This is a genomic window from Streptomyces sp. NPDC087845 (genome assembly GCF_044742755.1).
Classification (GTDB): Bacteria; Actinomycetota; Actinomycetes; order Streptomycetales; family Streptomycetaceae; genus Streptomyces.
Genome location: NZ_JBIUVC010000032.1, coordinates 1 through 17,410 on the forward strand (window position 1 = coordinate 1; position 17,410 = coordinate 17,410).

The window sequence follows — 17,410 nt, forward strand, 5'->3', positions numbered from 1 at the left end:
GTCGGGCAACGGCAAGGGGCAGATCTTCGTGAAGGGCGAGGTCATCAAGACCGTGCCCGAGTCGAAGATCGTCGAGACGCTGATCGAAGAGGCCCTGAAGATCGCCGAGCAGATGGAGAAGGACGGCATCGCCTCGGGCGAACCCGAGGTCTCCATCAGCTGAACACGACGTGCACGACCGCGCCCCGCCGGAGGATCACCGCCCGGCGGGGCGCCGTCGTGAGCGGCCTCACCGAGCGGTCCGGACGCCGATCCCGGGGACGGGCGGCACGGATCAGCCTCTTTGGGTACAGTGCGGAAATCAGCAGACCGCATGGTGAGGCCCCCTCGTGTTGACGCAGACCACCACCCGGGTCCTCGAACCCAGCGACCTCGGCGCCGCTCTCGCCGTCCTGGAGAGCGAACCCGTCGCCAACGCCTTCGTGACCGCCCGGGTCCGCATCGCCGGCCTCGATCCATGGCGCCTGGGCGGCGAGATGTGGGGCTGGTACGCCGACGGCCGGCTGCGCTCGCTGTGCTACTCGGGCGCCAACCTCGTACCGATCTGCGCCACCCCCGAGGCCGTCAGGGCCTTCGCCGACCGCGCCCGCCGGGCCGGCCGCCGCTGCTCCTCGATCGTCGGCCCCGCGGAGCCCACCGCCCAGCTGTGGCGGCTGCTCGAACCCGGCTGGGGCCCCGCCCGCGAGGTCCGGGCCCATCAGCCGCTCATGGTCACCGAGAGCCCGTCCGCCGAGGTCGCCCCCGATCCCCTGGTCCGCCGCATCCGCAAGGACGAGATGGACGTCCTGATGCCGGCCTGCGTGGCGATGTTCACCGAGGAGGTCGGCATCTCCCCGCTCGCGGGCGACGGCGGACTCCTCTACCAGGCACGCGTCGCCGAGCTCATCGGCTCCGGCCGCTCGTTCGCCCGGATCGACGACGGCAAGGTCGTCTTCAAGGCGGAGATCGGCGCGGCCACCCCGCAGGCCTGCCAGATCCAGGGCGTCTGGGTCGCTCCCGAACACCGCGGCAGGGGACTCTCCGAGACCGGCATGGCGGCGGTCCTGCGCTACGCGCTGGCCGACGTCGCACCCGTCGTCAGCCTGTACGTGAACGACTACAACACCCCCGCGCGCAGGTCGTACGCCAGGGTCGGCTTCCGCGAGACCGGCGCGTTCATGAGCGTGCTGTTCTGACCGGGTGCGGGCCGGTGCCACCGACCCGTACCGCCCGCCCCGTCCGGGCCAGTAGGGTCGGCCCATGGCAGCAGTTTCCGGGGGCGGCCCCCACACTCCCAGCGTCCGGATCGGACCGGTCGATCTCGCCGCGCGCGTGGACGAGGCGCTCGCCGTGCAGGCCGTCGCCTTCGGCCTGGTCCCGGAAGAGATCGAGGTGCGGCGCCACATCGTCCTCAGACACCTCGACCACCCCTGCGCCCGCGCCCTGGGCGCCACCACCCCCGGCGGCCGGCTCGTCGGCTTCGTCTACGGCATGCCGAACGAACGCGGCCAGTGGTGGTCCACCGTCGTCGAGCCCTACCTCCGCGCCACCGGCTCCGCGCACTGGCTCGACGACTCGTTCGTCATCACCGAACTGCACGTCCACCCGGCGTTCCAGAACCGCGGCATCGGCCGCGCGCTGATCACCACCGTCACGGACGCCGTCGACGAGCCCCGGTCGATCCTCTCCGCGATCGACACGGAGAGCCCGGCACGTGGCCTGTACCGCAGCCTCGGCTACCGGGACCTGGCCCGGCAGGTGCTCTTCCCCAGCGCTCCCAAGCCGTACGCGGTGATGGGAGCCCCGCTCCCGCTGCGTCGCGACGGACAGGCGGGGCAGGGCCGGCGCCCAATCGATTTCCGCCCACCCGCACCGCCCGGCTAACCTCCTGCACATCACCCTTCCGAGCAGGAGTTCATCATGGCCCAGGTCCAGCGCATGTCCCGATTGATGATCAAGACACTGCGCGACGACCCGGCGGACGCCGAGACGCTCAACCACAAGCTGCTCGTCCGGGCCGGTTACGTACGCCGCACGGCGGCCGGGATCTGGACCTGGCTGCCGCTCGGCAAGAAGGTCCTGGAGAACATCACCCGCGTCGTGCGCGAGGAGATGGACGCCATCGGCGGCCAGGAAGTGCTGCTTCCCGCCCTGCTCCCCAAGGAGTCGTACGACGCCAGCGGCCGCTACGACGAGTACGGCGATCTGCTCTTCAAGCTCAAGGACCGCAAGGGCGCCGAGTACCTCCTCGGCCCCACCCACGAAGAGATCTTCACCCAGGTCGTCAAGGATCAGATCACGTCCTACAAGGACCTGCCCGTGATCCTCTACCAGATCCAGACCAAGTACCGGGACGAGGCCCGCCCCCGCGCCGGTGTGCTGCGCGGCCGCGAGTTCCAGATGAAGGACTCGTACTCCTTCGACACCACGGACGAGGGGCTCGTCGAGGCGTACCAGCTGCACCGCGCCGCCTACATCCGGATCTTCGAGCGGCTCGGCCTCGACCACCGCATCGTCTCCGCCGTCTCCGGCGCGATGGGCGGCTCGGCCTCCGAGGAGTTCCTGGCCCCCGCCCCCGCCGGTGAGGACACCTTCGTCGACTGCCCCGCCTGCGACTACGCCGCCAACACCGAGGCCGTGACCTTCAAGGCCACCCCCGTGGACGGCTCGGCGCACGGCCCCGTCGAGGAGCTGGACACCCCCGACACCCCCACCATCGAGACGCTCGCCGCGCACCTGGGCGTCCCGGCCGCCGCGACCCTGAAGAACCTGCTGGTCAAGGTCGACGGCGAGATCGTCGCCGTGGGCGTGCCCGGCGACCGCGAGGTCGACCTCGGCAAGCTCGGCGAGCACCTCGCGCCCGCCGTCGTCGAGCTGGTCACCGCCGAGGACTTCGAAGGCCGTCCCGACCTGGTGCGCGGCTACGTCGGCCCGCAGGGGCTGGAGAAGGTCCGCTACATCGCCGACCCGCGCATCGCCGCCGGCACCGCCTGGATCACCGGCGCGAACAAGCCCGGCACCCACGCGAAGAACGTCGTCGCCGGCCGCGACTTCGAGGTCGACGACTACCTCGACGTCGTCGTGGTCGAGGAGGGCGACCCGTGCCCCGCGTGCGGTGCCGGCCTCAAGCTGGACCGCGCCATCGAGATCGGCCACATCTTCCAGCTCGGCCGCAAGTTCGCGGACGCCTTCCAGCTCGACGTGCTCGGCCAGAACGGCAAGCCGGTCCGGGTCACCATGGGCTCGTACGGCATCGGCGTGTCCCGCGCCGTCGCCGCGCTCGCCGAGCAGACCGCCGACGAGCAGGGGCTGTGCTGGCCCCGCGAGATCGCCCCGGCCGACGTCCATGTCGTCGCGGCGGGCAAGGCGCTCCAGACGGAGCTGGCCCTCGACGTCTCTCAGAAGCTGGCCGCCGCCGGAGTGCGGGTCATGGTCGACGACCGGGCGGGCGTCTCGCCGGGTGTGAAGTTCACCGACGCCGAGCTGATCGGCATCCCGAAGATCCTGGTCGCCGGCCGCCGCTCGGCCGAGGGCGTCCTGGAGCTCAAGGACCGCCGTACCGGCGAGCGCGAGGAGCTCACGGTCGACGAGGCGATCACCCGCCTCACCACCCAGGGCTGACACCGCAGCGAACAGGAGGCCCCCGCGCACCGCGCGGGGGCCCCTTGCGTTCGCGGACCGCTACAGCCAGCCGGCGAACTCCAGCGCCACCTCGCCCTCCTGGCGACGGCCGACCGCCAGCGCCCGGGTACCCGACTCCACCGCACGGAAGAGCGTCCAGCCGTGCAGCCGTTCCCGGTCCACATCCAGCGAATCGGCGAGCCTCCTGATCCGGCGACGGGCCGTCACCGCGCCGCCCGGGGAGGCGATCAGGTCCTCGACACGGTCGCGCACCAGGCGCGCCAGATCGTAGGCCCGCTCGCCGACCAGCGGCTCCGGCCCGACCGTCAGCCAGGGCACCCGCTCGCCCGCGAGCACCTTGCTCTGGCGGAAGTTGCCGTGCAGCAGCAGGAGTTCGGGGGAGTGGGCGACCAGTTCCTCGCGCGCCGCGAGCGCCGCGGAGACCAGCGGTTCCAGGCTCGGGTCGGCCGCGGCACAGGCGCGCATCGGCTCCGCACGGCGCCCGGTCCGTTCGGCGACCGTCTCGAATCCATGGCCGCCCGGCGGCTCGACCCACAGCCGGCGCACCGTGCCCGCCGCCTCCAGCAGCGCCTTCGCCTCCGGCAGCGAGCGCAGCGACACCTCGGGGTGCAGCCGCTCCAGCAGCAGGGCGCCGGGGCCGGAGGAGAGGAGCCGTACCGCGCCCCAGCCGTTCCAGTGCGCGAGCGCCGCCTGCTCCAGCTCGGGAGCGGCCCCGGACGGAGCGATCTTCAGCGTGGCCGGGGTGCCGTCGGGGAGCGTCACCAGCAGGACCAGGCTGCTGCGGCCACCGGGGGCGGCGACCCGGTCCACGGTCGATTTCTGCCCGGTCGAGGACAGTGCTTCCTCGGTCAGTGCGGGCAGCCGCGCGAGCCAGTCGGCGGCGTCATCCCCGTACGACTCGCCGAGCGCTCGCACCAGACGCTGCGGCGGTTCGAAACCCATACGTGCCTTGTTCCCTTTCAGAGCTTCTTCAGTGCGTCGCGCCGGACCTGCCGTTCGCGCCGTTCGCGCCGGACCCGTGCTTCGCGCCGGACCCGGCCTTCGCCCCGGTCCCGTCGGTGGTCCGCTCGGCGAGCCCGGGAAAGGGTACGCCGCTGCCCCGCCAGCGGACCGCGCGCACCGCGGCCTCCCGCAGCGCGTCGGCCGCCTCCCGCCTGAGCGGCCCCTCGGCGGCCCGCACGAGATCGGAGTACACGCCCGCGACCCGGTCCTCCAGCAGGGCGGCCAGCCGTACCGCCGCGGCCGGGTCCGGCACCGCGAACGGCAGAGCGTACGCGGCCTGAGCCGCCACCGGCTCACCGCCCAGGCCCCGCACGGTCCGCACCAGCGCGTCGCGCCGGGCCCGGTGCGCGTGGTACGCCGCGGCGGCCTCGGCCCGGCGGCCGTCGGCGACCCGGCCGCCGACCACCCCGTACCCGTACACCGCCGCGTGCTCGGCGGCCAGCGCCGCCTGCGCCGCCTTCTGTGTCCCGGCGCTCATGACGAGGTCTCCTTGGCCAGTTCGGTCAGCAGATAGGCGTGGGCCGCGCCCGCCGCCGCGATGGACGCCAGCAGCCGGGCCAGCTCCGGAGGGGCCTTCAGCAGCGTCGCCGTGTGGATGTCGGCGGTGCGGCGCTCCGCCGCGGCCAGCTCCTTGAGCGCGGTCCCGGCGTCGGTCGCGCGTGTCCGCGAGGGCACACGCGCCTTGCCGCCGTCGGCCGCCAGTGCCTCGGCATGGGCCCGTACGGCGTCCCGCAGCGGCGAGAGCCCCGCGGTGGTCGCCGGATAGGCCCTGACCACTTGTTCGTACCGGGCGAGGAGCTCCCTGCTGGTACCGGCGGCACCCGCCCGGAGCGACCGCTCCGTCCGCATGGCCGCGGCCTGCTCCGCCGCTGTCGCCGTGTCGGTACCGGCGGAGCCCTCCCGCTGCCCGGACCCGCCGCCGCAGCCGGCCAGCACGGCCCCCATGGCGATCGCTCCCGTCGCGGTGAGCGCACCTCTGCGCGTCGTCCCCGTGCGCCGCACTTGTTTCTCCTCCGGGCTGGACCTGTCTTGACTGGATCTGTCCTGAAGTGATCACCGCAGGCGAGCGTACCCGCGGTCGCGGAGCCGGCGGACGCCAACACCCCTTGGGACCGGATACCCTTTGACCTGACACGCGAGATCCCCACAACAGCACACGCGGCCGAGGAGTCACCCGGATGAGCACCACCCAGAGCGAGAGGCTGCGCGGACTGCTCGAACCGCTCGTCAGCGCCGAGCAGCTGGATCTCGAAGAGATCGAGGTGTCCCGGGCGGGCCGCCGCCGGGTGCTGCGGATCACCGTGGACTCCGAGGAGGGCGTGGAGCTGGACGCCTGCGCCGAGCTGAGCCGCGCGATCTCCGAGAAGCTCGACGAGACCGACGCGATGGGCGAGGGCGAGTACGTCCTCGAAGTCAGCTCCCCCGGTGCCGACCGTCCGCTGACGGAGCACCGCCACTACGTACGCGCCACGGGCCGCCTGGCCAAGCTGCAGCTGCGCGAGGGCGGCGACCTGGTGGCCCGCATCCTCGCCGTGGACGAAGAGGGACTCGACCTCGAAGTGCCGGGCGTCAAGGGCCGCAGGCCCACGTCCCGCCGGGTCGCCTTCGACGAGATCGCCAAGGCGCGCGTGGAGATCGAATTCAGCCGCAAGGACAAGAAGGAAGAGGAGGCGTAGCCGTGGACATCGATGTGAAGCTCTTGAAGGGCTTGGCACAGGACAAGGAGATCCCCTTCGACGTGCTCGTCGAGGCGATCGAGTCGGCCCTCCTCATCGCCTACCACCGTACGGACGGAAGCCACCGCCGCGCGCGCGTGGAGCTCGATGCGCGCGGCCACGTGACGGTGTGGGCGAAGGAGGACCCGGCCGACCTCGAACCCGGCCAGGAGCCCAAGGAGTTCGACGACACCCCGTCCGGGTTCGGCCGGATCGCCGCGACCACCGCCAAGCAGGTCATCCTGCAGCGGCTGCGCGACGCCGAGGACGACAGGACGTTCGGGGAGTACGCGGGCCACGAGGGCGATGTCGTCACCGGCGTCGTCCAGCAGGGCAAGGACCCGAAGAACGTCCTGGTCGACATCGGCAAGCTGGAAGCCATCCTTCCGGTGCAGGAGCAGGTGCCGGGCGAGGAGTACACCCACGGCCTGCGCCTGCGCACGTACGTCGTGCGGGTCGCCAAGGGCGTGCGCGGTCCGTCCGTCACGCTGTCGCGGACCCACCCCAACCTGGTGAAGAAGCTCTTCGCGCTGGAGGTCCCGGAGATCGCGGACGGTTCCGTCGAGATCTGCGCGATCGCCCGCGAGGCCGGTCACCGCACCAAGATCGCGGTCCGTTCGACCCGTTCGGGGCTGAACGCCAAGGGTGCCTGCATCGGTCCGATGGGCGGCCGGGTGCGCAATGTCATGGCCGAGCTGCACGGCGAGAAGATCGACATCGTGGACTGGTCGGACGACCCGGCCGAGATGGTCGCCAACGCCCTGTCGCCCGCACGGGTGAGCAAGGTCGAGGTCGTGGACCTCGGTGCGCGGTCCGCCCGGGTCACCGTCCCGGACTACCAGCTGTCGCTCGCGATCGGCAAGGAGGGCCAGAACGCCCGCCTCGCCGCCCGCCTCACCGGCTGGCGCATCGACATCCGTCCGGACACCGAGACCGACGCCGAGCGTGACGTCGCCGACCGCGAGCGGGCCGAGCGGGCCCGCGAGCGTTCGGAGCGCGGCTGACCCGGCGATCGCCGGGCGGGCGGCCCGCGCCGGACCACGGGCGCTGCCCCGGAAGGGGCTCTCCCGGGGGCCGGCAGCGCGGGCCGCAGGGAATACATCGAGGCGGCATGCCGCTGAGAACACGACAACATCCGTTCGATTTTTGCCCCAAAGGGGTGAGGTCGGTGCGGGGAGGTAGACTTAAAACGTGTCTGGCCGGACGCACGCTCGCGCTTGCCCTGAACGAACCTGTGTGGGATGCCGGGAGCGGGCGGCCAAGAGCGAGCTGCTGCGCATCGTCGTGGACGGGGACGCCTGCGTTCCCGATCCTCGCGGTACGCTGCCCGGCCGGGGTGCCTATGTACACCCCGTCTCCGTCTGTCTGGACCTGGCGGTTCGCCGCCGGGCCTTCCCCCGGGCCTTCAAGGTCAAGGGGCCGTTCGACACCGCCGCAGTGCAGCGGCTCGTCGAGCGGGTGACACCGTAAGAAATTGAACGGCACGGGTCCCCGTGCGGTCAGGTACCTCGCGAGTTGGAAGTAGGTCGAGATTGCGATGAGCACTCGATGAGTACGCGATGAGTACGCCCATGAAGTAGCGACGGTCCGGCGGTAACCCGGACCTAAAAGGAGCGAAGTGGCTAAGGTCCGGGTATACGAACTCGCCAAGGAGTTCGGCGTCGAGAGCAAGGTCGTCATGGCCAAGCTCCAAGAACTCGGTGAATTCGTCCGTTCGGCGTCCTCGACGATCGAGGCGCCGGTTGTACGCAAGTTGACTGACGCACTGCAGGGGCCCGGCGGCAACGCCGGCAAGTCCGCTGCAAAGCCTGGCGCGCCCCGCAAGGCGACGCCCGCGAAGCCCGCAGCGCCCTCCCCGGCCGCTGCGGCACGTCCCGCTGCCCCGAAGCCCGGCGCCCCGGCCCCCAAGCCGGCCGCCGCAGCACCGGCGAGCAGCACCCCCGCGGCGCCCTCCGCGCCGTCCGCCGGCCCGCGTCCGGGCCCGAAGCCCGCGCCCAAGCCCGCTCCGGTGACTCCGGTCCCCGCTGCGGAGTTCTCGGCTCCGGCTCCGGCCCAGCCCGCTGCCCCGCAGCAGCAGGCCCCGCGTCCCGCGGGTGCCACCCCGGGACCCCGTCCTGCCGGCGGCCACGCCCGTCCGGCCCCGGCCGGCGGTCAGCGCGACGGCGGCCGTGGCGGCGAGCGCGACGGTGGCCGCGGTGGCGACCGTCCGGCACGTCCCGCGGGCCAGGGCGCGCCGCGCCCCGGTGGCGCACGTCCGGCGGGTCCCCGTCCGGGCAACAACCCCTTCACCTCCGGCGGCTCGACGGGCATGGCCCGTCCGCAGGCGCCCCGTCCCGGCGGCGCCCCGCGTCCCGGTGGCGGTCAGGACCGTCCGGGCGCCCCGCGTCCGCAGGGCGGCCCCGGTGGCGCACCGCGCCCCCAGGGTCAGGGCGGTGCCCGTCCGACTCCGGGCGGCATGCCCCGTCCGCAGGCTCCCCGTCCGGGCGGTGCCCCCGGTGGTAACCGTCCGAACCCGGGCATGATGCCGCAGCGTCCCGCTGCGGGCCCGCGTCCCGGTGGTGGCCCCGGCGGTGGCCGTGGTCCCGGCGGTGGCGGTCGTCCCGGCGGTGGCGGCGCAGGCCGTCCCGGTGGCGGTGGCTTCGCAGGCCGTCCGGCCGGTCCCGGTGGCGGTGGCGGCGGTTTCGCCGGTCGTCCCGGTGGCGGCGGTGGCGGCGGCGGTGCGGGTCGTCCCGGCGGTGGCGGCGGCTTCGGCGGTCGTCCCGGCTTCGGTGGACGTCCCGGCGGCCCCGGCGGCCGTGGTGGCACACAGGGTGCGTTCGGCCGTCCCGGCGGTCCCGCGCGTCGTGGCCGCAAGTCGAAGCGGCAGAGGCGCCAGGAGTACGAGGCCATGCAGGCCCCGTCGGTCGGCGGCGTCATGCTGCCTCGCGGCAACGGACAGTCCGTCCGTCTGTCGCGCGGTGCCTCCCTCACCGACTTCGCGGAGAAGATCAACGCCAACCCGGCGTCGCTCGTCGCCGTGATGATGAACCTCGGCGAGATGGTCACGGCGACGCAGTCCGTCTCCGACGACACCCTCAGGCTGCTCGCGGACGAGATGAACTACGTCCTCGAGATCGTCAGCCCCGAGGAGGAGGACCGCGAGCTGCTCGAGTCCTTCGACATCGAGTTCGGCGAGGACGAGGGCGGCGAAGAGGCCCTGGTCTCCCGCCCGCCGGTCGTGACCGTCATGGGTCACGTCGACCACGGAAAGACCCGACTGCTGGACGCGATCCGCAAGACGAACGTCGTCGCGGGCGAGGCCGGCGGCATCACCCAGCACATCGGTGCCTACCAGGTCTCCTCCGAGGTCAACGGCGAGGACCGCCGGATCACCTTCATCGACACCCCGGGTCACGAGGCGTTCACCGCCATGCGTGCCCGTGGTGCGAAGTCCACCGACATCGCGATCCTCGTGGTGGCGGCGAACGACGGTGTGATGCCCCAGACGATCGAGGCGTTGAACCACGCCAAGGCGGCCGAGGTGCCGATCGTGGTCGCGGTCAACAAGATCGACGTCGAGGGTGCCGACCCGACCAAGGTGCGCGGTCAGCTCACCGAGTTCGGTCTGGTGGCCGAGGAGTACGGCGGCGACACGATGTTCGTCGACATCTCCGCCAAGCAGGGCCTCAACATCGAGGCTCTTCTGGAGGCCGTCGTCCTCACCGCCGACGCCTCGCTCGACCTGCGGGCCAACCCGGAGCAGGACGCGCAGGGCATCGCGATCGAGTCCCACCTCGACCGCGGCCGCGGTGCCGTCGCGACCGTCCTGGTCCAGCGAGGCACCCTGCGGGTCGGCGACACGATGGTGGTCGGCGACGCGTACGGACGAGTCCGCGCGATGCTCGACGACAAGGGCGAGAACGTCGAGGAAGCGGGTCCGTCGACCCCCGTCCTCGTGCTCGGTCTCACCAACGTCCCGGGTGCAGGCGACAACTTCCTGGTGGTCGACGAGGACCGTACGGCCCGTCAGATCGCCGAGAAGCGTGCCGCCCGTGAGCGCAACGCCAACTTCGCCCGCAAGGGTGTCCGGTTCTCCCTGGAGAACCTGGACGAGGCGCTCAAGGCCGGTCTGGTCCAGGAGCTCAACCTCATCATCAAGGGCGACGCGTCCGGTTCGGTGGAGGCTCTCGAGTCCTCGCTGCTCCAGCTCGACGTCGGCGACGAGGTCGACATCCGGGTCCTGCACCGCGGTGTGGGTGCGGTCACCGAGTCGGACATCGACCTGGCGACCGGCTCCGACGCCATCGTCATCGGCTTCAACGTCCGCGCTGCCGGGCGTGCCCAGCAGATGGCGGAGCGCGAGGGCGTCGACGTCCGCTACTACTCGGTGATCTACCAGGCCATCGAGGAGATCGAGGCGGCCCTCAAGGGCATGCTCAAGCCGGAGTACGAAGAGGTCGAGCTCGGTACGGCGGAGATCCGCGAGATCTTCCGCTCGTCCAAGCTGGGCAACATCGCCGGTGTGCTGGTCCGGTCCGGCGAGGTCAAGCGCAACACCAAGGCGCGCCTGCTGCGCGATGGCAAGGTCATCGCGGAGAACCTCAACATCTCCGGTCTGCGCCGCTTCAAGGACGACGTCACCGAGATCCGCGAAGGCTTCGAGGGCGGTATCAACCTCGGAAACTTCAACGACATCAAGATCGACGACGTCATCGCGACGTACGAGATGCGCGAGAAGCCGCGAGGCTGACCCGTACCTCAACAGTCGGGGCCGGTCGACGGGTCGTATTTCCGTCGATCGGCCCCGGCCGTTCCGTGTACGGTTCTTGTGTCCCTGCCAAATGCGCAGGGCACGAACCCGAACCGGCGGGACATCCGGACATCCATGTATGTGGGGACACTGTCCTTCGATCTGCTTCTCGGCGACGTACGGTCGTTGAAGGAGAAGCGCTCCGTCGTCCGTCCGATCATCGCCGAGCTCCAGCGCAAATACGCGGTGAGCGTGGCGGAGGTGGGCGGTCAGGATCTCCATCGCAGGGCCGAGATCGGCCTCGCCGTGGTCTCCGGGGACACCGGACACCTCACAGACGTACTCGACCGGTGTGAGCGGCTGATCGCCGGCCGGCCCGAGGTGGAGCTGCTGTCCGTACGACGGCGGCTGCACAGCGACGAAGACGATTGAGCAAGGCAAAGAAGGAGACGGACCAGTGGCCGACAACGCGCGGGCGAAGAAGCTGGCGGACCTCATCCAGGAGGTGGTGGCCGAGAAACTGCAGCGCGGTATCAAGGACCCGCGTCTGGGGACGCACGTGACCATCACGGACACCCGGGTCACCGGTGACCTGCGGGAGGCCACGGTCTTCTACACGGTCTACGGCGACGACGAGGAGCGGGCGAGCGCGGCGGCCGGCCTGGAGAGCGCCAAGGGCATCCTGCGTTCGGCGGTCGGAGCGGCGGCGGGGACGAAGTTCACCCCCACGCTGGCCTTCGTGGCCGACGCCCTTCCGGAGAACGCCAAGGCGATCGAGGACCTCCTCGACCGGGCGCGTGCCTCGGACGCACGGGTGCGCGAGGCGTCCTCGGGCGCCACCTACGCCGGTGGAGCGGACCCGTACCGCAAGGCGGATGCCGAGAACGACGAGGACACCGCCTCCGAATGACAGCGCAGAACAGGACGCCCGATCAAGGGAGCGGGAGCGCAGCGACCTCGGGCAAGGATGGCGGCTGGCGACGGGAGGGCGGCCTTGTCATCGTCGACAAGCCGTCCGGCTTCACTTCGCACGACGTCGTCGCCAAGATGCGCGGCATCGCCCGGACCCGCCGCGTCGGCCACGCCGGCACGCTGGATCCGATGGCGACGGGCGTTCTCGTGCTCGGCGTGGAGAAGGCCACCAAGCTGCTGGGCCATCTCGCACTGACCGAGAAGGAGTACCTCGGTACGATCCGGCTCGGCCAGAACACCGTCACGGACGACGCGGAGGGCGAGATCACCTCGTCCACCGACGCGTCCGGGGTGACCCGTCAGGGCATCGACGCCGGGGTCGCGGCCCTGACCGGACCGATCATGCAGGTGCCGTCCAAGGTCAGCGCCATCAAGATCGACGGCAAGCGGTCCTACGCCCGGGTGCGCGGCGGCGAGGAGTTCGAGATCCCGGCCCGGCCGGTGACGATCTCGTCCTTCAACGTCTACGACGTCCGCGAGGAGGTCGCCGAGGACGGCACGCCGGTCGTCGACCTGGTCGTCTCCGTCGTCTGCTCCTCCGGTACGTACATCCGGGCGATCGCCCGCGACCTCGGTGCCGGGCTCGGCGTCGGCGGGCATCTGACCGCGCTGCGGCGGACCCGGGTCGGGCCGTACGGACTCGACGTGGCGCGGACGCTCGACCAGCACCAGGAGGAGCTGACCGTGATGCCGGTGGCCGAGGCCGCCGCTTCGGCGTTCCCCCGCTGGGACGTCGACGAGAAGCGGGCCAAGCTGCTGCTGAACGGGGTGCGGCTGGACATGCCCGCCTTCCCGCCGGGGCCGGTCGGGGTATTCGGGCCCGACGGCCGGTTCCTGGTCCTCGTCGAGGAGCAGAAGGGCAAGGCCAAGAGCCTCGCCGTCTTCGCCTGACCGGCGCCCCGGCTCCCGGGGCCCATCGTGGAGCGGGCCCCCTGTACCCGCTCCACGATCCCCCACCGGTTTCTGTCCACCGGGCGCGATGAATTCACCCCAACGGGCAGGCGCTCGGAGTGAATCAGGGGTGCATTCGGGGGCGCTTTTACTCCGAGTGGGTACGTGCTGATCATCTCCGACCTAACGTCGGACCATGGGAAGCGGGCACCGGACAGCGCTGGTACGTATCTGCGATCCGGCCGGCCGGCAGCGGGGGACCGGATTCGTCGCCGACGACCGGGGCACGGTGGTGACCAGCCACGAAGCGGTCGCCGGTGCCACCCGGCTCGTCCTGTACGCAACGGACGGCCGCAGCTGCTGCGTCGAGGCCGCCGGCATCACCGAACTGCCCGACCTCGACCTCGCCCTGCTGCGCACCGGGGGGCTCTCCGTGCTCGGGGTGGAGCCGACGCCGATCGCCTCGCGGAACAGGATCGAAGCCGGCGCGTATGTGACGATCGCCGCCCACGGCCGGCGCGAGGCGCGGGTGCTCGGGACGACCCCGGTGACATACACCGCGCACGGCCGCACCCACCGGATCGGCGCCGCGATGGAGCTGGCGCTCGGTACGGACGGCCGGGACGCGCTGCGGCTCGGCGGCGCGGCCGTGGGCGGGCCCGTCGCCGATCCGGAGAGCGGCGCGGTCATCGCCGTGCTCGGCACCGCGCTGCGCGCCGGGCATCCCGCCGCCGGGTTGGCGGTGCCCCTGCAGATCGCGGGTGCCGGCAGTCCGCTGGACGCGCTGCTGAGGCGCAACGCGACGGGCGTTCCCGGATACGGCCGCGACCTGAACCTTGCGGGCGCCCTGCACCTCACCGCGATGTCGCTCGGCTCGGCGGACGGCCCGGCCTCCTGCCCCGATCCGGTCGAACGCCCGGACGTCGTCGCGGAGTTCACCGCCTTCACGGCCCCCGGCCACCCCTCGCCCGCGCCGTACGGACCTGCCGTGGTCCTGGGCCTCGTCGGCGCTCCGGGCACCGGCCGTACCACCGAACTGGCCGCACTCGCCGCCCGCCGGGCCCTCGGCTCCGTGCCCGCCCCCACTCTCTGGTTGCGCGGCGCCGATCTGCTGGCCGACGACACCTCGGTCGCCGACGCGATCGCCCGTGTGCTCCGGCGGTCCAGTCGGATCGCGGGTGCCGCCGGTGCGCGGGGCGACCTGGCGAGCGCCACTCCGGAGCGGGTGGCCCGGCTGGCCGAGGAGTCCGGCAGCCCGCTGCTCGTCCTGCTGGACGGCCCCGAGGAGATGCCTCCCGTGCTGGCCCACGGGCTGGCCCGGTGGACCGCGGGCACGGTCGGCTGGCTGCGGGGGAACGGGGCGCGGCTCGTGGTCGCCTGCACGCCCGAGCACTGGGAGACGGCCGGTGCGTTCTGTCCGCCCGGCGCTCTGCACCACCCCGCCCGGCCGGCCGGACGGCTGCCGTCCGCGGTCCGCCTCGGCGACTTCACCGCGAGCCAGGCGGAACGGGCCCGGGAGCGGTATGCCATCCCGCCGGACGCGCTCACCCCCGGCCATGACCGGCACCCGCTCACACTGCGCCTCCTCGCGGAGGTGCGCGAGGCGCTGCCCGGGGACGTCGCCGGGCAGCCCGGCACGGACGACGTCTTCGGCGCCCACCTGGACCTGATGTGCCTGCGCGTCGCGGTCCGCATCGCAGCCGTATCGGGCACGGCGCCCGGGGGCACCGCGGTCCGCCGCCTGGCTGCGCGGGTGGCCGGGCAGATCCACGAGGCGGCCCGCCGCTGTCTGGGCCCCGGCCAGGGAGAGCTGGACGGGGCGGCCTTCGAGGAGGTGTTCCCCTGGCGCACGGGCTGGGCGTCGGCCGTCCTCACCGAGGGCCTGCTCGTCCCGGCGGGCACGGGTTACCGCTTCGCGCACGAGGAGCTGGGGGACTGGGTGCAGGGCGCCCACCTGGACCTGGACGCCGCCCTGCACGCGCTGGTCCACCGGTGGCACGCGGAGGAGCGGGCGGGGGAGGAGCTCACGTCGGGGACGGGGGCACAGGTGGCCTCCCCGGCCTCGGAACCGCGTGTTCCGCAGCCGAGGAGGCCGCGTGCGGGGCGCGGACGGGGGGCCGTGGCGGAGGCCGGGGCGGCGAAGGGACCCCGGGTGGGGCGCGGCTGGAAGCCCGCGCCGGAGCCCGCCGTGGAGGCTGCGGCGAAGAAGCGGCGGGACGGAGGCAGCCGTGTGCCTGCGGCGGACGCCGCAGCGGAGGCAGAGGCGGGGGCCGGGGCGCGAGGGGGATTCGGCTGCGCGCCCGAGCCGGGGGTTCGGCCTGGGGCCGAGGGGCGCGCGGCGCGTGGTGGTGTGCCCGTGCGGGATGGTGCGGTGGCGGGTCGGGTGGAAGCGGGAATCAGCCGCGTGCCTGGGCCGGAGGCCGGGGGGCGTGGTGGTGTGCCCGCGGGGGACGGTGCGGTGACGGCCGGGGCACGAGGGGGATTCGGCAGTGCACCTGGGCTGGAGGCCGGGGCGGTCGAGACGTGGCGGGCGGGGGACGGCCGCGCGCTCGCGCCGGACGCCGTGGCGGAGGCCGGGACGCAGGAGGGACTCAGCCGCGCGATCGAGCCGCGGGTGGGGCGCGGCCACGTGACCGTGCGGGATGCCGCGGCGGAGGCCGGCCCGGGGGCGGGAGCGGCGGCCGGGCCGCAAGGGGAGCTCGGCGGACTGCCCGCGCCGGCGGCCGGGCCGCGCATTCTGCCCGTGCCGCGTCATCGGTCCGGCCCGGTGATCCAGGCCCTGCTGCTTCTGGGGCGCCGCAGGGGACCCGGCGCACTGGCACACCGGCTGGCCGATCTCATCGAGGCCCTGGACCGGCTGTCACCGGGGCCGGAGGCGCGTGCCGACGTCCCTCATGACGCCCGCTGGTGGGCGGCCCATCTGCTCTCGGAGACCCTGCTGCGGGTGCCTGATGCCCGGCCCCACCTCGGGGTGCTGCGGCTGCTCGCCGGCCGCGTCGTCCGGCGTGCGGGCAGCCCGGGGGCGTACGCGGAGTTCGGGCCGTGGTTCTGGCGGCGGCTGAGGCTGCCGGAGGCGGACCGGATCGATCTGCTCCGGCGTCTGGTCCCCGCGGACGGCCCGCGCCGGGCCGACCCCCGCGGTGAGGGAGACCGCATCTGCGACGCGCACGACGACGGCGACGGCCGTGAGCGGTTCCTGGATGCCGTCGCGCGACGGCTCGCCGCCCAGCCCCGGACCGTGCAGCCGCTGCTCTGCGACTGGTTCGGCGACGAGCGCCCGCTGCCCGCCGAAGAGGGGCTCGCGATGCGCCCGACGGTGGCCGACGCGGCGCAGGCGCTGCTCTACGCCCGCCGGGACCTCGCCGTCGACGACCTGACCGACGCGCTCGTCTCGACCGCCCACCCCCGGGCCGAGGAACTGCTCACCGCACTGGCCGAGGACGAGCCCTCCGCGCTGTGCCGCGCCGTCGACCGCTGGTCCCGTGACGAGGACCGGCCTGCCCGCCGGGCCGCCGCAGCCTCGTACGCGCCGGTCACCGCCGCGCACGTCACCCTCGACGCCGACCGCGGGCTGCTGCGCGGGGCCGCCCTCGCGCTGCTGTCCCGCCCGGCCGACGCCTCGCTGCACGGGGCCGCGCTCACCCTTCTCGTCCAGGATCCGCTGAGCCGGGACCGCCACCTCCCGCAGGCTCTGCGGGCCTTCGTCGCGGGCGAACCGCACCTGCCGGCCGGGGCGCTCGTCGGCGCGCTGCCCTCCCACTCGCGGCAGGTGCTCACCGCGCTCCGGGAGCGGCTCACCCGGCCCGACGACGGAGCGGGCGAGGTGCTGTGCTCGCTCGCCGGGATCGACGCCCCCGCGCTGGCCCTGCACACCGCCGGACTCGTGCGGGCGTACATCGACAGCCACCCGGACGACACCGTGCACGCCGCCGCGTACATCGACCGGAGGCTGGAGCACGGCCCCGCCGCCCGCGCCCTGCTGCTGCCCCTGGTGACCGGACTGCTGCGGGACCGTCCGGTGCCGCCGCCGGTGCGTGGCGCGCTCGCCGGGGTGCTCGCCGCGCCGGGCAGCCCCGCCTCCGGGCAGCTGAGGGGAGAGCTGCTGGAGGTCCTGCTGGATTTCGAGCAGGGCGCCCACCGCGATCCGGCCGTGCTCGACGCGTTGCTGCGGGCCGCCGCGGCCGGCTCCGGCGCCCGTGCACCGGCCCGTACCCGCGCCCTGGTCCACCGCACCGGGATGCTGCTGGTCCGTACCCCCGACGGCGCGGTCCGCTTCGACCGCGGACTGGTCGAACTGGCCCGTGACGTGCCCGGATTCGCCGCCCTGGTCACCGGATGGCTGGCCGACGCCCCGCAGGAGTGGGCGGCGCTCGTCGGCCCGTGTGCGCGGCGCACGGTGGAGGCCCTCGCGAGCCCGAAAACGATGCCGATGCGGGCCGCGGGGCGTGAGCATGGCAGTCTTAGACCTGCGTAACAAGCA

14 protein-coding genes and 1 pseudogene are annotated in these 17,410 nt (G+C 73.2%); 12 read left to right on the plus strand and 3 right to left on the minus strand.

Features of this window, described 5'->3' with window-relative positions; genetic code table 11:
• The 4 genes and pseudogenes from ACIOMQ_RS39650 to ACIOMQ_RS39665 form a co-directional block, all read left to right on the plus strand.
• A pseudogene (locus tag ACIOMQ_RS39650) lies at nucleotides 1-163 on the plus strand (4-hydroxy-3-methylbut-2-en-1-yl diphosphate synthase); the annotation flags it as partial.
• Nucleotides 164-329: 166 nt separating this feature from the next.
• Complete coding sequence (locus tag ACIOMQ_RS39655; RefSeq protein ID WP_362209714.1) at nucleotides 330-1,175, plus strand: GNAT family N-acetyltransferase; 846 nt, start codon at nucleotides 330-332, stop codon at nucleotides 1,173-1,175.
• A gap of 64 nt (nucleotides 1,176-1,239) precedes the next feature.
• Nucleotides 1,240-1,863 (plus strand): GNAT family N-acetyltransferase, encoded by a 624-nt coding sequence (locus tag ACIOMQ_RS39660; protein WP_362209711.1) that lies wholly within the window; start codon nucleotides 1,240-1,242, stop codon nucleotides 1,861-1,863.
• Nucleotides 1,864-1,899: 36 nt separating this feature from the next.
• Nucleotides 1,900-3,600 carry a proline--tRNA ligase gene (locus tag ACIOMQ_RS39665; RefSeq protein WP_401759518.1) on the plus strand — a complete coding sequence of 567 codons (1,701 nt, stop codon included), beginning with the start codon at nucleotides 1,900-1,902 and terminating at the stop codon, nucleotides 3,598-3,600.
• Between the two features lie 60 nt (nucleotides 3,601-3,660).
• On the opposite strand, the gene ACIOMQ_RS39670 is transcribed toward ACIOMQ_RS39665, so the two are convergent.
• From ACIOMQ_RS39670 to ACIOMQ_RS39680, 3 genes are read right to left on the minus strand one after another with little or no spacing between them, the layout of a single operon-like run.
• Nucleotides 3,661-4,563, minus strand: a complete 903-nt coding sequence (locus ACIOMQ_RS39670; protein WP_402192603.1) for an aminoglycoside phosphotransferase family protein — start codon at nucleotides 4,561-4,563, stop codon at nucleotides 3,661-3,663.
• A gap of 28 nt (nucleotides 4,564-4,591) precedes the next feature.
• On the minus strand, nucleotides 4,592-5,101 hold the full coding sequence (locus ACIOMQ_RS39675; protein ID WP_362209702.1) for a ferritin-like domain-containing protein: 510 nt from the start codon (nucleotides 5,099-5,101) through the stop codon (nucleotides 4,592-4,594).
• Nucleotides 5,098-5,625 (minus strand): hypothetical protein, encoded by a 528-nt coding sequence (locus ACIOMQ_RS39680; protein WP_402192605.1) that lies wholly within the window; start codon nucleotides 5,623-5,625, stop codon nucleotides 5,098-5,100. The genes ACIOMQ_RS39675 and ACIOMQ_RS39680 overlap by 4 nt, the downstream gene beginning before the upstream one ends.
• Nucleotides 5,626-5,801: 176 nt before the next feature.
• Between ACIOMQ_RS39680 and rimP the strand changes: the two genes are divergently transcribed.
• The 8 genes from rimP to ACIOMQ_RS39720 all read left to right on the plus strand — a co-directional run bounded on the left by rimP (nucleotide 5,802) and on the right by ACIOMQ_RS39720 (nucleotide 17,404).
• Nucleotides 5,802-6,299: a ribosome maturation factor RimP gene (gene rimP, locus ACIOMQ_RS39685; RefSeq protein WP_402192607.1), complete on the plus strand. Its 498-nt coding sequence runs from the start codon at nucleotides 5,802-5,804 to the stop codon at nucleotides 6,297-6,299.
• Nucleotides 6,300-6,301: 2 nt separating this feature from the next.
• Nucleotides 6,302-7,342: a transcription termination factor NusA gene (gene nusA / locus ACIOMQ_RS39690; protein WP_362209695.1), complete on the plus strand. Its 1,041-nt coding sequence runs from the start codon at nucleotides 6,302-6,304 to the stop codon at nucleotides 7,340-7,342.
• Between the two features lie 187 nt (nucleotides 7,343-7,529).
• Nucleotides 7,530-7,808 carry a YlxR family protein gene (locus ACIOMQ_RS39695; protein ID WP_362209692.1) on the plus strand — a complete coding sequence of 93 codons (279 nt, stop codon included), beginning with the start codon at nucleotides 7,530-7,532 and terminating at the stop codon, nucleotides 7,806-7,808.
• A gap of 148 nt (nucleotides 7,809-7,956) precedes the next feature.
• Entirely contained in the window at nucleotides 7,957-11,067 is a 3,111-nt protein-coding gene (infB, locus tag ACIOMQ_RS39700; RefSeq protein WP_362209690.1) for a translation initiation factor IF-2, read from the plus strand.
• Between the two features lie 135 nt (nucleotides 11,068-11,202).
• Nucleotides 11,203-11,499, plus strand: coding sequence for a DUF503 domain-containing protein (locus tag ACIOMQ_RS39705; protein ID WP_362209687.1), 297 nt, complete (start codon nucleotides 11,203-11,205; stop codon nucleotides 11,497-11,499).
• 25 nt (nucleotides 11,500-11,524) lie between these two features.
• On the plus strand, nucleotides 11,525-11,977 hold the full coding sequence (gene rbfA / locus ACIOMQ_RS39710; protein ID WP_362209684.1) for a 30S ribosome-binding factor RbfA: 453 nt from the start codon (nucleotides 11,525-11,527) through the stop codon (nucleotides 11,975-11,977).
• On the plus strand, nucleotides 11,974-12,930 hold the full coding sequence (gene truB, locus ACIOMQ_RS39715; RefSeq protein WP_389804463.1) for a tRNA pseudouridine(55) synthase TruB: 957 nt from the start codon (nucleotides 11,974-11,976) through the stop codon (nucleotides 12,928-12,930). The genes rbfA and truB overlap by 4 nt, the downstream gene beginning before the upstream one ends.
• A 196-nt stretch (nucleotides 12,931-13,126) precedes the next feature.
• The gene (locus ACIOMQ_RS39720) at nucleotides 13,127-17,404 is read left to right on the plus strand and encodes a trypsin-like peptidase domain-containing protein (protein WP_402192609.1); all 4,278 of its coding nucleotides are present in this window, start codon (nucleotides 13,127-13,129) and stop codon (nucleotides 17,402-17,404) included.
• Nucleotides 17,405-17,410 lie beyond the last annotated feature (6 nt).

Coding starts and splice junctions, on each gene's coding strand:
- ACIOMQ_RS39675 (WP_362209702.1), bottom strand. CDS start 5,101: ATGAGCGCCGGGACACAGAAGGCGGCGCAGGCGGCGCTGGCCGCCGAG.
- truB (WP_389804463.1), top strand. CDS start 11,974: ATGACAGCGCAGAACAGGACGCCCGATCAAGGGAGCGGGAGCGCAGCG.
- rimP (WP_402192607.1), top strand. CDS start 5,802: ATGAGCACCACCCAGAGCGAGAGGCTGCGCGGACTGCTCGAACCGCTC.
- ACIOMQ_RS39720 (WP_402192609.1), top strand. CDS start 13,127: ATGGGAAGCGGGCACCGGACAGCGCTGGTACGTATCTGCGATCCGGCC.
- ACIOMQ_RS39665 (WP_401759518.1), top strand. CDS start 1,900: ATGGCCCAGGTCCAGCGCATGTCCCGATTGATGATCAAGACACTGCGC.
- ACIOMQ_RS39705 (WP_362209687.1), top strand. CDS start 11,203: ATGTATGTGGGGACACTGTCCTTCGATCTGCTTCTCGGCGACGTACGG.
- ACIOMQ_RS39660 (WP_362209711.1), top strand. CDS start 1,240: ATGGCAGCAGTTTCCGGGGGCGGCCCCCACACTCCCAGCGTCCGGATC.
- ACIOMQ_RS39670 (WP_402192603.1), bottom strand. CDS start 4,563: ATGGGTTTCGAACCGCCGCAGCGTCTGGTGCGAGCGCTCGGCGAGTCG.